Annotated in this window: 16 protein-coding genes; 3 read left to right on the top strand and 13 right to left on the bottom strand. The window is 39.9% G+C overall.

Annotated features, from left to right (window positions below):
- Nucleotides 1–8 precede the first annotated feature (8 nt).
- From ligA to rpsF, 5 genes are all read right to left on the bottom strand, one after another.
- Nucleotides 9–2006 carry an NAD-dependent DNA ligase LigA gene (gene ligA, locus E6C50_RS07205; protein WP_136402529.1) on the bottom strand — a complete coding sequence of 666 codons (1998 nt, stop codon included), beginning with the start codon at nucleotides 2004–2006 and terminating at the stop codon, nucleotides 9–11.
- A gap of 84 nt (nucleotides 2007–2090) precedes the next feature.
- The gene (locus E6C50_RS07200) at nucleotides 2091–2561 is read right to left on the bottom strand and encodes a DUF6495 family protein (protein WP_136402528.1); all 471 of its coding nucleotides are present in this window, start codon (nucleotides 2559–2561) and stop codon (nucleotides 2091–2093) included.
- A gap of 108 nt (nucleotides 2562–2669) precedes the next feature.
- Nucleotides 2670–3113 carry a 50S ribosomal protein L9 gene (gene rplI / locus E6C50_RS07195; protein ID WP_136402527.1) on the bottom strand — a complete coding sequence of 148 codons (444 nt, stop codon included), beginning with the start codon at nucleotides 3111–3113 and terminating at the stop codon, nucleotides 2670–2672.
- 15 nt (nucleotides 3114–3128) lie between these two features.
- Entirely contained in the window at nucleotides 3129–3425 is a 297-nt protein-coding gene (gene rpsR, locus E6C50_RS07190) for a 30S ribosomal protein S18 (protein WP_136402526.1), read from the bottom strand.
- A 5-nt stretch (nucleotides 3426–3430) separates the two neighbouring features.
- On the bottom strand, nucleotides 3431–3772 hold the full coding sequence (gene rpsF, locus E6C50_RS07185) for a 30S ribosomal protein S6 (RefSeq protein ID WP_136402525.1): 342 nt from the start codon (nucleotides 3770–3772) through the stop codon (nucleotides 3431–3433).
- 177 nt (nucleotides 3773–3949) lie between these two features.
- On the opposite strand from rpsF, the gene E6C50_RS07180 reads away from it, so the two are divergent.
- Nucleotides 3950–4645: a LytR/AlgR family response regulator transcription factor gene (locus E6C50_RS07180; protein WP_136402524.1), complete on the top strand. Its 696-nt coding sequence runs from the start codon at nucleotides 3950–3952 to the stop codon at nucleotides 4643–4645.
- Here the strand turns inward: E6C50_RS07180 and priA are convergent.
- From priA to nadC, 4 genes are all read right to left on the bottom strand, one after another.
- Complete coding sequence (priA, locus tag E6C50_RS07175; protein WP_136402523.1) at nucleotides 4642–7092, bottom strand: replication restart helicase PriA; 2451 nt, start codon at nucleotides 7090–7092, stop codon at nucleotides 4642–4644. The genes E6C50_RS07180 and priA overlap by 4 nt on opposite strands.
- Before the next feature lie 86 nt (nucleotides 7093–7178).
- Nucleotides 7179–7610, bottom strand: coding sequence for a DUF2147 domain-containing protein (locus tag E6C50_RS07170; protein ID WP_136402522.1), 432 nt, complete (start codon nucleotides 7608–7610; stop codon nucleotides 7179–7181).
- Between the two features lie 21 nt (nucleotides 7611–7631).
- Entirely contained in the window at nucleotides 7632–8555 is a 924-nt protein-coding gene (locus E6C50_RS07165; RefSeq protein ID WP_136402521.1) for a YihY/virulence factor BrkB family protein, read from the bottom strand.
- Nucleotides 8556–8597: 42 nt separating this feature from the next.
- Nucleotides 8598–9455, bottom strand: coding sequence for a carboxylating nicotinate-nucleotide diphosphorylase (gene nadC / locus E6C50_RS07160; protein ID WP_136402520.1), 858 nt, complete (start codon nucleotides 9453–9455; stop codon nucleotides 8598–8600).
- A gap of 238 nt (nucleotides 9456–9693) precedes the next feature.
- On the opposite strand from nadC, the gene E6C50_RS07155 reads away from it, so the two are divergent.
- On the top strand, nucleotides 9694–10140 hold the full coding sequence (locus E6C50_RS07155; protein ID WP_136402519.1) for a GNAT family N-acetyltransferase: 447 nt from the start codon (nucleotides 9694–9696) through the stop codon (nucleotides 10138–10140).
- An 80-nt stretch (nucleotides 10141–10220) separates the two neighbouring features.
- Here the strand turns inward: E6C50_RS07155 and E6C50_RS07150 are convergent, their stop codons facing one another.
- The 4 genes from E6C50_RS07150 to E6C50_RS07135 all read right to left on the bottom strand — a co-directional run bounded on the left by E6C50_RS07150 (nucleotide 10221) and on the right by E6C50_RS07135 (nucleotide 14765).
- A complete protein-coding gene (locus E6C50_RS07150) occupies nucleotides 10221–10844 on the bottom strand; it encodes a porin family protein (protein WP_136402518.1) in 624 nt (207 codons plus the stop codon).
- A gap of 57 nt (nucleotides 10845–10901) precedes the next feature.
- Entirely contained in the window at nucleotides 10902–12026 is a 1125-nt protein-coding gene (locus tag E6C50_RS07145; protein WP_136402517.1) for a cysteine desulfurase family protein, read from the bottom strand.
- Nucleotides 12027–12028: 2 nt separating this feature from the next.
- Nucleotides 12029–12931, bottom strand: a complete 903-nt coding sequence (locus E6C50_RS07140; RefSeq protein ID WP_136402516.1) for an EamA family transporter — start codon at nucleotides 12929–12931, stop codon at nucleotides 12029–12031.
- 73 nt (nucleotides 12932–13004) lie between these two features.
- A complete protein-coding gene (locus tag E6C50_RS07135) occupies nucleotides 13005–14765 on the bottom strand; it encodes a sugar MFS transporter (RefSeq protein ID WP_136402515.1) in 1761 nt (586 codons plus the stop codon).
- A gap of 122 nt (nucleotides 14766–14887) precedes the next feature.
- Between E6C50_RS07135 and E6C50_RS07130 the strand changes: the two genes are divergently transcribed.
- A complete protein-coding gene (locus E6C50_RS07130) occupies nucleotides 14888–15850 on the top strand; it encodes a hypothetical protein (protein ID WP_136402514.1) in 963 nt (320 codons plus the stop codon).
- The last annotated feature ends 19 nt before the right edge of the window (nucleotides 15851–15869 follow it).

The raw sequence follows: 15869 nt of genomic DNA, 5'->3' as shown, positions 1-15869 counted from the left end.
TAACGTACTTATTGAAGCATTAGCAGAAAATCATCTTCCGTGATAATCGGGATATTCAACTGACTCGCTTTTTCCAGTTTTGATGGCCCCATATTGGCTCCGGCCACCACATAATCGGTTTTTTTCGATATGGAACTCGCCACCTTTCCACCATTGTCTTCTATCGCTTTTTTAAGATCGTCTCTGGAAAATTTTTCAAAAACACCGGACACTACAAACGTTTTACCCGACAACAGCTCCGAAACGGCCGTATCGTGATGCACACCCATTTCCAGTTGCACCCCAAAACTTCGCAATCGTTCGATGATAATTTTATTAGCTTCGTTTGCAAAAAAATCCAGTACACTCTGTGCGATTCGCTCACCGATTTCATCAACCAGAACCAAATCCTCCAGACTTGCCTGTGCCAATGCATCGATGGTTTTATAGTGTTTGGCCAGTTTTTTAGCTACGGTTTCCCCTACATAACGGATTCCCAGCGCAAACAACACCCTTTCAAACGGCACTTCTTTAGACTTTTCAATTCCTTTGATCAAATTATCCGCTGATTTTTCAGCCATTCGCTCCAACGGAATCACTTGCTCTTTTGTCAATTCATACAAATCGGCATAATCGTGTACCAATCCGTTATTGTACAATAAAGCTACGGTTTCCCCTCCCAGGCCTTCAATATCCATCGCTTTACGGGAGATATAGTGCTGAATTCGCCCAATGATTTGCGGCGGACATCCATAGAAATTCGGACAATAATGCTGTGCTTCCCCTTCTTTCCGTACCAGCTCGGTCTGACATTCCGGACAATGCGTTATATAAACGGTAGGCTGCGAATCGGCTGGTCGTTGCGCTTCATCAACAGCTATAATTTTAGGAATGATCTCGCCTCCTTTTTCAACAAAAACAGTATCACCTATTCGGATATCCAGTTTTTCGATCTGATCCGCATTGTGTAGCGAAGCGCGTTTTACAATCGTTCCGGCCAACTGAACCGGTTCCAGATTGGCTACCGGCGTAATCGCTCCGGTTCGTCCTACCTGATAGGCAATCGACAACAAACGGGTCGACACCTGTTCGGCTTTAAACTTATAGGCAATCGCCCAACGCGGTGATTTTGCCGTATAGCCCAATTCATCCTGATATTGTAGACTATTTACCTTGATCACCACACCATCGGTTTCATACGGCAACGTATGACGGTGTGTATCCCAATAATCGATAAAAGCAAAAACTTCTTCCATATTTCGGGCCAATTGCGCTTGTTTTGGCACTTTAAAACCCCACTGACGTGCTTTTTCCAGGCCTTCAAACTGCGATTGAAACGGTAATTGTTGTCCCACGAGTGCATATAACAAGCAATCCAACGGTCTTTTTGCTACTTCGGAACTATCTTGTAATTTCAGACTTCCCGAGGCGGTATTCCGCGGATTCGAATAGGGTGTTTCTCCTATTTCAATCAATTCCTGATTCATTTTTTCAAAACCGGCAAACGGCAGAATAATTTCCCCCCGAATTTCAAATTTCGGAGGATAATCACCTTTTAAACGGATCGGAACGGCTTTTATGGTTTTAACATTATTGGTCACATCATCCCCCTGAAAACCGTCGCCACGGGTAAGGGCGCGTTTTAACTTCCCCTCTTCATACGTAATACTAATGGAAGCCCCATCGTATTTTAATTCGCAGGTATATTCCAACGGGACATCACCCAGTATTTTCTGCGCTCTTTTTTCCCAATCCAACAAGTCCTCTTTGGAATACGAATTGTCCAGCGAATACATGCGGTATTCGTGTAAAATGGTTTCGAAATTTTTCGTTACCGAACCGCCCACACGCTGGGTTGGCGAATCTTCGTCAAAATATTCCGGATACTGCTCTTCAAGTGCCTGTAATTCTTTTAATTTCAAATCGAAATCGTAGTCGGAGATTGTTGGGTTATCCAACACATAATAATTATAATTGTGTTGATTCAATATTTCTCTCAGCGCCTGAATAGTCTGTAAAACGTCCATAAAATACAAAAATTGGGAAAACCAGTTTGAAGGAACTAATTTAACCAATTTCTGATAATTTCGGGATGTAATTCCGAATTTCTATTACTCGAGTATATTTTCCATTTGACGGTACAAATCGCCGTCACACAGAATGGCTCCCTGACGAACCAGTCCGAATATTTCGTCGTTGCGTTCGTCGACAAAAACCTTTTGTCCTTTCTGGATTTCAACATTATCCGTAAACAGATTATCACTAAGCCAGTCCAGTCCTTCTTTGGTTAAAAAATCGACTTCCGCAACCAGCGAATGGATTACAATGGTTTGCATGTGAATATCACTGCAATGAAACAGAAAAATATGGTGCCTCGAATAGTGTTCCAAGTATTTGGCATTGGTTAGCACACCTTCCCAGATCAGATCGGAAAAAACATCGATCTCCTGTTCGGCGACTTCCGGGTTTTGTGCTTTAATTTTATCCCATTCGGCTTTATCGACCGATTGCGTGGCCAGAAAATTTACAAATTCCGGGTGCAGTTCTTCCAGTTGTTCTTTTGTTAATCGCGTATATCTCATTGTTATTGTTTTAGTACCGCAACCGGATGCTTCCGATGGCCGGCAAAACATAAAGGTATAAAAAAAAGCCTTCCCGACTGGGAAGGCTTTTGCTTTATTTTGCTAAAATTATGCTTTTTCAGCAACAATTTCGTATGCTAATTCTACGATTACATCACGGTGTAAACGGATAGAAGCATTGTATTTTCCTGTACGTTTAACGATACCAGAAGTGATGAATTTTCTATCGATTGCATGTCCGTTTTTCTCTAAAACTTCAGCGATATCTGCATTAGTAACAGATCCGAATAATTTTTCACCACCAGCTTTAGCTGTGATTTTGATCTCTAAAGCTTTAAGCGCTTCAGCTAAACTTTTCGCATCAGCAACGATTTTAGCTTCTTTGTGCGCTTTTTGTTTTAAGTTTTCAGCTAATACTTTTTTAGCCGATGGAGTTGCTAAAATAGCAAAACCCTGAGGAATTAAAAAGTTACGACCGTAACCTGGCTTAACAGATACTACATCGTCTTTAAAACCTAAATTTTGTACGTCTTGTTTTAATATAAGTTCCATAATCTCGCCTCTTTTTTATTTTAATAAATCAGCCACATATGGCATTAATGCTAAATGACGTGCTCTTTTTACCGCTACAGATACTTTTCTTTGGTATTTCAAAGAAGTTCCTGTTAAACGACGAGGAAGGATTTTACCTTGCTCATTCACAAATTTCAATAAGAAGTCCGGATCTTTGTAATCAACATATTTGATTCCGGCTTTTTTGAAACGACAGTACTTTTTAGTTTTGTTTGTTTCTATGTTTAAAGGCGTAAGATATCTGATATCCCCGTCTTTTTTTCCTTTTGCAGATTGCTCAATACTTGACATACTAATTAAGCTTTTGTAGATTTTAATTTTGCTCTTCTTCTTTCAGCCCACGCTACTGCATGTTTGTCTAAACTTACAGTTAAAAAGCGCATTACTCTTTCGTCACGACGGAATTCCGTTTCAAATGAAGCTAAGATATCTCCAGATGCTTTGAATTCGAATAAGTGATAAAAACCACTTTTCTTGTGTTGGATTTCGTACGCTAATTTTTTTAAGCCCCAATCCTCTTTCGCTACCATCTCTGCTCCTTTAGAAGTAAGAAAATCTTCAAATTTGCTTACTGTTTCCTTTACCTGCTGCTCAGATAAAACGGGATTCAAGATGAAAACAGTTTCATAATGATTCATAAGAATAAAATTTATTTGTTATAAAATTGGGTGCAAAAATAGCGATTTATATTTAATCTACAAGGGTATTTTCTTTTTTTTACCTTCCATACTGTTTTTATCCGAACTATCCTTTGTCAATCCGATCTGTTTTCCTATTTTTATTACTAAAATAAACTTATTTGATTTTATTAGAATATGAAGATAAACTGTATTGTAGTTGATGATAGTAGTATTCAGCGTTTAACCATTACCAAACTCGTAACCGAGAACCCAAATCTCTCCCTTGTAGGCGAATTCTCTAATGCCATTGAGGCAAAGAATTGCATTACCAATAAAAATGTGGATTTGGTATTTCTGGATATCGAAATGCCGGTTATAAACGGTTTTGATTTACTAGACGGATTGAAGGCAAAACCGCAGGTGATTTTCATTACATCAAAAACGGAATATGCCGTTAAAGCATTTGATTATGCCGCTACCGATTATTTGCACAAACCCATTACCCGCGAACGATTTAATGTTGCTGTAAAAAAAGCGATGAACTTTGTTTTGCTCGGAAAAGAAAATTCCGACGAGGAAAGTCCGTTTATTTTTATCAAGAGCAATCTTAAAAAACTTAAAATTTACATTTCGAGGATTAAATGGATCGAAGCTTACGGGGATTATGTAAAAGTAATTACCGACGAGGATAATCATCTGGTACTGTCGACCATGAAGGCGTTTGAAAACGAACTCCCGAAAGATAAGTTTATCCGGGTTCACAAATCGTTTATTGTTAACATTGATAAAATCGACAAATTCAACAGTAAATTTGCCGAAATCGGCACCAATAAAATCCCATTGAGCCGGAACAAAAAAGAAGATTTGGTAAAAGCGATCGAAAACGCTTAGTAATTATCCACATTAACCGAGACTTTTATCGCCCGGTATTGCGGGATTGCCTCAAAACTGCTTCCAATTTTCCGTATCATTTTTTTGGTGTTCCCCAAATGGCTTTTCTGCGGAATCTTAATCAGGATTGTCCGGATGTATTCATTCCGGATCCTGCTTATAGCGGGCTCTTCCGGACCAAGAACCGGGATTTGAAGGGATTGCGTCAACACATTATACATCCACATCGAACCTTCTTTTAATTTATCAAAATCACGGTGCTTTAACGTCAGTTTTACCAATCGGTAAAAAGGCGGGTATTTAAAATTGTGCCGCTCATAAACCTGTTCTTTATACATTCCGATATAATCGTTAGACGTTACCTGCCGGATAATATTATGGTACGGATTATAGGTTTGAATCATCACTTTTCCTTTCTTTTCACTTCTTCCCGCCCTACCTGCTACCTGCATCATCATTTGAAAAGCCCTTTCGTGCGAACGAAAATCGGGTTGATTCAGCATATTATCAGCATTCATGATTCCAACCAATGTTACATTATCAAAATGCAAACCTTTAGCCAACATTTGCGTTCCGACCAGAATATCGATTTCCTGTTCCCGGAAAGCATCGATTATCTTTTCATATCCATATTTTCCACGGGTGGTATCCTGATCCATCCGACCGATATTTTTTTCCGGAAAAAGTTCCCGCAATTCCATTTCGATCTGTTCCGTCCCAAACCCTTTGGTCGATAAATCCACCGACTGGCAAGCATGGCAATGCGTAGGATTCGCAATCGAATACCCACAATAATGACAACGCAATTGATTTTTATACTTATAATAGGTAAGACTTACATCGCAATTTGGGCATTGTGGCACATGTCCACACGTCATACATTCCACAAAAGGAGAATACCCTCTTCTGTTTTGAAACAAAATTACCTGTTCGCCTAACGATAACGATTCCGAAATAGCCTCGATCAGCGTATCGCTAAAATGCCCTTTCATCCGTTTCCGCTTGTATTTATCTTTTAAATCGACCAGAAAAACTTCAGGCAACAACACTTTTCCGTAGCGTTCCGTTAAATTAATCAAACCATATTTCCCGGATTGTACATTATAATAGGTTTCCAGGCTTGGCGTAGCCGATCCCAAAAGCACCTTTGACCGGTGCGCTGCCGCCAGTACTATAGCTGCATCTCGGGCATGGTATCGCGGTGCCGGATCAAACTGCTTAAATGTCTGCTCGTGCTCTTCGTCGATTACAATAAGTCCCAGATTCGAAAACGGCAAAAACAAAGCCGAACGTACCCCGATTACAATTTTGGCTTTTTCGGAATTTTGCAATACCTGTTGCCAGACTTCTACTCTTTCGTTATTGGTATATTTGGAATGGTAAACCGCGATCTGGTTTCCAAAGTAAGCCGTAAGGCGACTTACCAACTGAACCGTTAACGCAATTTCAGGTAACAGATACAACACCTGTTTCCCGGATTGTATATATTCTTCGATCAGCTTGATATAGACTTCCGTTTTTCCGGAAGCCGTAACACCGTGCAATAAGGATACACTTTGTTTTTCGAAACTATCTTTAATTTCGTTCAACGCTATTTGCTGCGGAGCACTTAACGCAAAACCGGAATCTTCTGATTTCTCAAAACGAACCCGATCTTCCAACAAATAGTATTCTTCAAAAACCGCTTTATCGACCAGCGATTTTACAGCTGCCTGACCCGCTCCGGAAATCTCAACTAATTTTTTAACGGAAACCGGTTTCTTTTCGGTTGCCTGCAATTGAAAATACTGCAAGACCAATTCCCGTTGTTTCGGTGCTCTGGACAGCAGTTCCAACAATTCCGATAACTGTTCCTGTTGTAAAAACTCCGGTTGTAGGCGGATGTATTTTGTTACTTTCGGTTTGTATTTTTCGATTACCTCCTCCTGAAGTGTCAGTACATTTTTGGCCAACATTCTGTTCAACACCGGAAAAACATTCTTTTTTCCCAGAATCGCCATAATATCTTCTACTTTCAGGGACGACTGTTGTTGTAACGCCTGCCAGATTAAAAATTCATCATCCTCTAACTCCTTACTATCGGCATACACATCCTGAGGCGCAGCAATAATCGTTTCACTTTCCAATAAAAAACCAGAAGGCAATGCGGTTTTATACACATCACCAATACTACACATATAATAGTCGGCTACCCATTTCCAGTGTTCAATCTGAAATTCGTTTACCACAGGTACTTCATCGAGTATCTGATGAATTTCCTTTGCCTTATACAATAGCGGTTCGTTCCGATGTAATTCGATCGCCAGTGCCGTATAAATCTTGTTTTTACCAAATGGTACCGCCACGCGCATTCCTTTTTTAAGGAATGCGTATTCAGCTTCGGAAACCTGATACGTAAAGGTTTTATCCAAAGCTAACGGTAAGACAACTTCTACAAAATAGGACATCGGTTGGTTTTAAATTACAAAGATAACGGCTGACCATAAAAAAACACTTCCCGGGAGAAGTGTTTTTTATACTATTTAACAGCTATTTATTTTACTCTTGACCAGGTTTGCGTTCTTCCAATTAACGAAATACCTACATACCCTCTAACATTTAGTTTATCGTGACCGTCTAATTTTACGGTACATTTATATAGTTTTCCTTTATTCGGATCCAGGATTTTTCCATCGGTATATTCATCGCCGGATTTTTTTAATCCTTTTATAATCGTCAATCCTAAGATTGGTTTGTCTTTATCTTCACCGCTACAATCTTTACATTTCGCATTTTTCTTCGCCGGATTCAAAATCTCAACCACTTTACCATAGATTTTTCCTCCGGATTCCGTGATTTCCACTATTGATTTTGCTTCACCCGTTTCATCATCAACTGTTTTCCATTTGCCCACCACACCTTGTGCCTGCGCTGAGAACAGTCCTACAAATGCTACAAAGAATACCGTCAAAAGTTGTTTTCTCATAATTATAGATTTTTCGTTTTGTTAAATATATAAATTTTTTCTTTTTAATTTGTTAATAGTCGCATTTAATTCAAACCCAAGCAACAAGATCATACAATTTATCCATATATAAAACATCAATACAAGAAGTGTACCAATCGATCCATACAGTTCGTTATACCGCGCAAACCGCACCACATAAATTCCAAATACATACGAAGAGATTACCACTAAAACCGTAGTAAAGATCGCTCCGGCATTAAAAAACGGAATCTGTTTGGTTTCTCTTGTTCCGAATTTAAACAGAAATGAAGCCGATACAAACAACATGATCAGGATAAAAGCATACCGCGCCAACTGGATAAACAACACATCGTCCAACAATAGTCGATTGGATAACATCTGAATAACGACCTCCGACACGACTATGGCCGCTACCGTTACGATCAGGAAAAAGGAAAAAATAATCGACAACCCGATGGCTACCGCATATTGCCTAAAATAACCTCTGGTAATCGTAATATGATAGGACGATTCGAATCCGCCCAAAACCGCATTTAATCCGTTGGACATTAAAAATATCGACAAAAAGAATCCCGATGAAAGGAGACTTTTATAACTATTATTCATAATATCCATCAGAATGGCTTCTATAGCCCCATAGGTATTTGGCGGTACGCTATCGGCTACGAATTTTAAGAAATCTTCCTGAAATCCTTCTAACGGGATATAAGGTATCAAGTTCAGTATAAAAAGAGCGAACGGAAAAAGTGCCATAAAGAAACTAAAGGCAATAGCACCCGCCCGATACGAAAAGGCACCTTTGGCGATACCGATTCCGTATAATTCCAACAAGTCATATAAAGACAGTCCTTCAAGCCCGGGAACTTTTATCGTTTTAATAAAAGCCATCAGCTTGTTCAGTACCGGTATTTTTTCAATTTGTTCTTCGATTTCTTTTGACACTACCGTTATCGTTTCGTTTTATATTTTGATGTAATATACAAATTAAATCGCTTTCAGACTTAAGTCCATATTATAAATAGAATGCGTTAGCGCTCCGGAAGAAACATAATTTACACCACACTCGGCATAATGACGTACGGTTTCTTCGTTGATTCCGCCGGACGACTCCGTCAGGCATTTACCATTGATCATTTCAACAGCCTTACGGGTATCCTCATAATTGAAATTATCCAACAGTATACGATAAACACCTTCATTTTCCAAGATCTCACGTACTTCGCCCAGATTTCTGGCTTCAACGATAATTTTAAGATCGAGATTCTTTTCCAGCAGATAGGCATTTGTTTTCTGAATGGCTTTAGTAATTCCTCCCGCAAAATCAATATGATTGTCTTTTAGCATAATCATATCGTATAATGCAAAACGATGATTTTCGCCGCCGGCTATTTTTACCGCCCATTTTTCAATTGCGCGTATTCCCGGTGTGGTTTTACGCGTATCCAGTATTTTCGTTCCGGTACCTTCCAAAAGTGTAACAAATACTTTGGTTTTGGTTGCGATTGCACTCATACGCTGCATCGCATTTAGTACTAATCGTTCCGCTTTTAGTATCGATTGGGAACTTCCGGAAACATGAAACGCCACATCGCCATATTTTACAGGAGTCCCATCAGCAATAAACACTTCCATCTGCAAGCCCGGGTCGACATATTGAAACACCATACGGGCAAATTCCACTCCAGCTAAAATACCGTCGTCTTTCACCAATAATTTTGCTTTTCCGGTAGCCGATTCCGGTATACAGGCTAACGAACTATGATCACCATCTCCTACATCTTCGCGGATGGCATTCGTAATGATCAAATCTAGTTCGTGCTGAAATTGTGCTTCTGAAATCATCTGTTTTCTATTGAGATGCTAAAATAGGCATTCCTTTGAAAACCTGAAAATTTAAACCTACTTTAAACCTTTATTATCGCCGGAGACTTTCCGTTTTGCAGTAGTTTCTCCGGTTAAAATCATTGGATCATTTGCTTTCGATTTTACTACAAATACCTAACTTTATATCCATTAATCCATGCTTTGTTTTGACGAACCAATCATTCAGATGGATTCTTTATAACCAAACCTTATAAAAATGAGAATTATCACGCAAACCAAAGGTGCCTTTACCATTTCTACCGACAAATCCAAACTGGACATCAACGTTATTCATCACTATCTGTCGCAGGAATCGTACTGGAGTAAAGATATTCCGGTAGCCCGTATTCAGAAATCGATTGAAAACGCACTTTGTTTTGGTATTTTTCACGAAAACAAACAAGTGGGTTATGCCAAAGTTGTCTCCGACTTTTCGACCATGGCTTATCTGGGTGATGTTTTTGTACTGGAAGCCTATCGCGGTCAAGGATTATCAAAATGGTTACTGGAGACCATTATGTCACATCCGGAATTACAGGATTTGCGACGTTGGATATTACTAACCGCTGATGCGCACGAATTGTACCAAAAATACGGTTGGAAACCTATTGCCAGTCCGGAGAAATGGATGGAGATTCACCGGCCGGATATCTATAAAAAATAAACAAAAAAGGGATACCTGAAAAAACAAGTATCCCTTTTAACAGATTCCGGGTAAAAACATATCCGGTATCCTATTTCGTTTTATTTTATTGTAAAATTCATTCCTACATTCAAGGCAACTCTGGAATTTCGGTACGACTTATCCTCTTTTTTTTGAGCCAGATCAGAAAAACCGGATTGACTATCGCATTCTACAAATAATTTAAGTTTGTCTGTAACCGGGATTTTAAGTCCAACTCCCAAAGCCAATCCCCAATCGGTTTGATTAAAATACTCTTTTACATCCCGTTTAAACCGCGAATCTTTCGCACTTAATAAAAAGCCCACATAAGGACCAAGATCCAGGTACCAGTTGCGCTTTTTTCCAAAATGCCAGCTTGCGGTTACCGGAACTGTCAGATAATCCAAATCGTAATTGGTTCCATAAGTAATATAGGGTGTATCTATTAAATAGATTGATCCCCGATTCCATCCTTTTTGATCATAGGTCAGTTTTGTTTTGATACTCCATTGATCTGAAAAGTAATAATCGATCGACACTCCCGCATTCATACCATAGTGCTCTTTTGTATCTTCACTTCCTTTTTGCACCGTTGCATAATTAAAACCCAGATTCGCTCCGAGTTCTACATCTCCTTTTTGCTGCGCACCAGACTGTATTACAAATCCAAAAACGGCCGCAACAGCCATAATTACTTTTTTCATATTTTTTTTTATCAGGCCGCAAAAATAAGACTAAATCAGAAATCCGAAAGAAAAAGTTTACACCGTTTTCAACGCTTCCACCAACAAATCGATATCTTCTTTTGTATTGAAATGACTTAATGAAATCCGCAGACTTGGTTTTTTCAAATCGTCGTCCGAAAGTATTTCTGCCAATACATGCGACGGCTTGATACTTCCCGACTGACAAGCACTTCCGCGCGAAACAGCAATCCCTTTCATATCGAGATTAAACAATATCATCGCGGTTTTATCATTAGAAAACGGCAACAATACATTCGCAATATTATAAAATCCATTTTCACCACCGTTGATCTGCGTACCCGGAAAAGCAGTCTGCAACGCATTTATCAGATATTGTTTAAGTTCGGTGATCTGATTGCGTTCGGTTTCCAAATTGGCATACGACAATTCTAATGCTTTTGCCATCCCTACGATCTGATGTACCGCTTCGGTTCCGGCGCGCAATCCTTTTTCCTGTTCGCCGCCATATAACAACGGCTGGATTCCGGTATTTTTTCGGACAAATGCGAATCCCACTCCTTTTGGCCCGTGGAATTTATGCGCACTTGCCGCTACAAAATCGACCGGCAACTCCTGCAAGTCCATTTCGGTTTTACCAATCGACTGTACCGTATCCGAATGAAAATAAGCCCCGTGTTGTTTGCAGATACGCCCGGTTCTTTCCAAATCCAGAATTGTTCCGGTTTCGTTATTGACATGCATCAAACTCACCAGTGTTTTTTGTTCCTGTCCGAGTAATTCGCTCAGATGTGCGAAATCGATTCCACCATTTGGTAATACGTTTACATAATCGACCGAAATGGCATATTCGTGTTGCAACACTTCCACCGTATGCAATACGGCATGATGCTCCACTTTGGAAGTAATAATACGGTGCACTCCTAAATCTTTAACCGCCGAACGCAAAACCCAGTTATCGGCTTCCGTACCACAAGACATAAAAATAATTTCCTGCGCATTGGCGTTTAGCTGTTTGGCAATCGACTTCCGAGCCGTTTCCAGCAACACTTTGGCACTACGACCAAAACTATGTGTCGATGACGGATTTCCGTAGTCTTCCGTTAAAACGCTTACCATTTCCTGAACCACTTCCGGCCGGATCGCCGTGGTGGATGCATTATCCAGATATACTTTTTTCATAATTATACTTCTAACTGTTTTTTATGCCGTCTGAAGAGTAACTTTTCATTAAAAACCACAATCGAAACCAAAATCAATGAATAGGCCGACAATTGTTGTACACTTACCGGTTCTTTAAAATAGAAAACCGCCAACAGGAAATTGATGATCGGATTGATATAGATCATGATTCCCACCGTTGCCGAGCTAACTCCTTTTAACGCATACAAATTTAAAAACAATGGTATTATCGTAAACACCACAACAATGATCAATAAATAACCATAAAACAAACCTTCTGTTGGTAAAGCGCCACTATACACCGGATAAAATGGTAGCATACAGATTCCGGCCACCAACAGTTGTATGTTTAACAACAGGAATTTATCCATTTCGCTATTTTTGCGTTGGCTCACGAGATACAATGCATAGGTCGCGGCTACAATCAGGCTGTAAAAAATATCCATAAAGTGATTGTACGATAACAATACACAACTAAAAACACTAATTCCTACGGCTGTCCATTGCGCGTTACTCAGCTTTTCGCGAAGTATAAAATAAGCGAAAACAGTTGTCAGAATCGGACATACCAGATAAGCGAACGAAGCCGCTTTTACACTCACATGGTTCATCACAAAGATAAAAAAGAACCAGTTTGCCATTAACAAAACGGAACCTCCTAACGTCAGAAACAGGATCTGTCGTTTATGATTGGGTAGCATATTTTTAAAATTAGTCCAGTCTTTTTTAATGATACTTCTGCGAAATACTATATTGATCAACGACATTAATACCACCCCTAAAAAGACGCGGTAAAACAAAATATCCAGTGAGGGATAATCATGGATTGGTTTTAATCCGAGGCTAAAAAATCCCCAGATCAAAAAGGCCACAAAAGCAGCCAGGTAGTATTTTGTTGCTTTCATCAGAAAATAAAATTCGGAGCAAAGGTAACGATTTCCCCTGCTCCGAATCTGAATTTAGCTTTTTCTTAATCTATTAATGTGTGGCTTTTACTTCTGTCGCATCCACATCTATATTTTGTCTGGCCAGTATCGATTTTACGATGATCGCAAAGAAAGTAAGATAGGCAAAACAAATCACCGGAATCACATACGAATTATGAATTCCGATAATGTCGGCCAATTTACCCTGAATAGGCGGAATAATACCACCTCCTAAAATCATCATCACCAAAAAAGCCGATCCTTGTGCCGTGTATTTTCCCAATCCCATAATGGAAAGGCTAAAAATAGCCGGCCACATAATACTACAGGCCAAACCACCCGCCAGGAAGGCATAAATTGCAACAATACCCTCTGTCATCAATCCGGTTATCATAGCGATAAGTCCCATGCATCCAAAAACCATCAGGGTTCTTGCCGGCTTGTCTTTACTCAGGAAAAAAGCACCGATCTGTGCCACTACGCAAATCACATAATAATACAGCGGTTCCACATCCTGACCTACCAGAATATTGAGTCGCAAAACAATTACAAATGCAAGTAATGGTACCGCGATTAACGCAATTAGTTTTTTTGTCTGACTTAAATTAAACACGCTGATCGCTCCGGCCCAACGTCCAATCATTAAACTTCCCCAGTACATGGAGACATAAGGTGCAATTTCGGACGATTTATAGCCTCCGAATTCCTTAAGCCCGAGTAGCTCGCCAAGGTTACTTCCGATGGCTACCTCCACACCTACATAGGTAAAGATGGCCAACATTCCCAAAACCAATTGCGGATATTGCATCGCGCCCCAGCCTTCACTTTTTTTCACGGCACTTTGCTTAACAAACAACAAGCCTCCAATAATTACCAACAAGGCTCCGGACAACCAGAACATTCTCTTTTTTTCAAGCGGCCCTTTAAGTACAGTTATCTCCGCCTCTATCTTTTTTATAACACGATCGGCCTCTACATGATCATCATCCTCCGAAACAGTGGCTTTTATTGCTTTAATTTCTTTTTTAAGCACTTCTATTTTTAGTGCTTCTTCGCTTTTATAACTATTAAAAACCGGTACAAAAATAAATACCAGCAATACCGTCATTACAATCAGGAAACGCATTGCTTTACCTGCTTTTTCCATAGGTTCGTCTGAGATTCCGGCCGGTACTTTTTTCGAGAAATAGAACATGGCAGCCGCACCCAGAAACAACAAGCCCACACAGATGTACAACACTATAACTTTGTCCAGTTCGAGATGTTTGATCTGTTCGTCTGTTACCGATGCGGTCGTTCCAAATAAGGCAAGTCCTACAATGATCGGTCCGATAGTGGTTCCGAACGAATTGATACCGCCTCCCAGATTCACCCGGCTGGCTCCTGTTTTGGGGTCGCCCAGTGAAATCGCAAACGGATTGGCTGCTGTTTGTTGCAGCGAAAAACCAAGTGCTACGATAAAAAGACCGATCAACATTCCTATGTATATATTGCTTTCAACCGCCAGAATCATCGCTCCCGCTCCCAAGGCCGAAAACAGAAGTCCGTAGACAATACTCTTTTTATATCCCCAGTTCCCTACGACATCCCTCCCTTTAAAGGTTCCGAAGATAAACAGCAACAAGGCTCCCGTATAATAGGCCGTATAAAAGGCAAAATCGATCAGCTGGGACTGGAATTGGTCGAGTGAAAAATAATGTTTACAAAAGGGGATAAAAATACTGTTTCCCGCAGCGATAAAACCCCAGAAAAAAAACACGTTAATCAGGGTATACAGCGCCGGATAGTTGGTCTTAGTTGGCGATACTTCCATAAGTACAAGAACTTGATTTAGATTAGTTATGAGTTTCAAATATAGCAATTAAGTTGAATTTCATCTGATCCGTCCGGAGTAAATACAAAAAAAGTTACTTTTGTTGCAAATTCTATAATCAAATGAAAAAAGTTTTTAGCGCATTTGTATGCTTATTCCTTCTGAATAGCTGTGACGACGGTGATATTGTCGTGGAGACCTTTGATTTTGGCAGTGTTGCCGTTCAAAAATGCACCAACAATGACATCTTGTTGAAAACCAGTGATAATCAGTTAATGCTTTTAAATATCAGTCCTTCGTTTTTCAAAAATGAAGAAACACCACTCAATACGCCAAGAGTCTATACAATTCTTAATCCGACCGATATTATCTATCGTACCTATTCAGGCAGTGTAACTTCTTCCTCTATCTGTTCGATCATACCGCCTTCCAGCCCGTCGGTAGTGGATGAATTTAATGTAAAACCCGGAGGAACCGTTGCAATAACCACCACGATGATTCCAACTGTTGATCCTACCTCCCTGTCGACCCGGATCAGCTATAGTCATTTGATTAAATTTAAGAACACGCAGTTTAGCAATAATACTTCAACGCTTTCATTCCCGGATTATCTTTTCGGGACCTATACTTCGGCTAATAACACTTTAAGTTTTTCGTTTCCGGGAGCGGTTCCGCAAAATTGTTCGGATAACAAAATTTATCTTAAAAACGGTGGTCAATTTTTACTGGTCGATTTACCTACCGGTTCGTACCCAAGTCAGGCCGGAACGCAAACCATCAATTTGGAAGATACCGCAAAGGTGATTTACAGAATGTATTCCTCGTCGGTTACCGGGTCGAATCCTGACTATTCTGCCGTTGTTGCCTGCGCCGGAAGTGCCCCTGTCACTCCGATTGTTTTAAGCGAAGAATGGATCGCCAGTCAAGGTAGTATTACGATCGTTACAACCGAAATTTTTGATCCGACCAACACAACTGTTATCGGATATAAACACAACCTGACATTCCAAAATATTGTTTACCAAAAAGGCACGCAATCCTTCACTCATCCGCAATATACTTTCGGAGATTACATCACAAACTAATACAACAATATTCTAAAAA

The organism is Flavobacterium supellecticarium, assembly GCF_004801375.1.
Taxonomy (GTDB): Bacteria; Bacteroidota; Bacteroidia; order Flavobacteriales; family Flavobacteriaceae; genus Flavobacterium; species Flavobacterium supellecticarium.
Note: the sequence above shows the minus strand (reverse complement) of the source record. Positions and strands in the feature narration are given on the sequence as shown.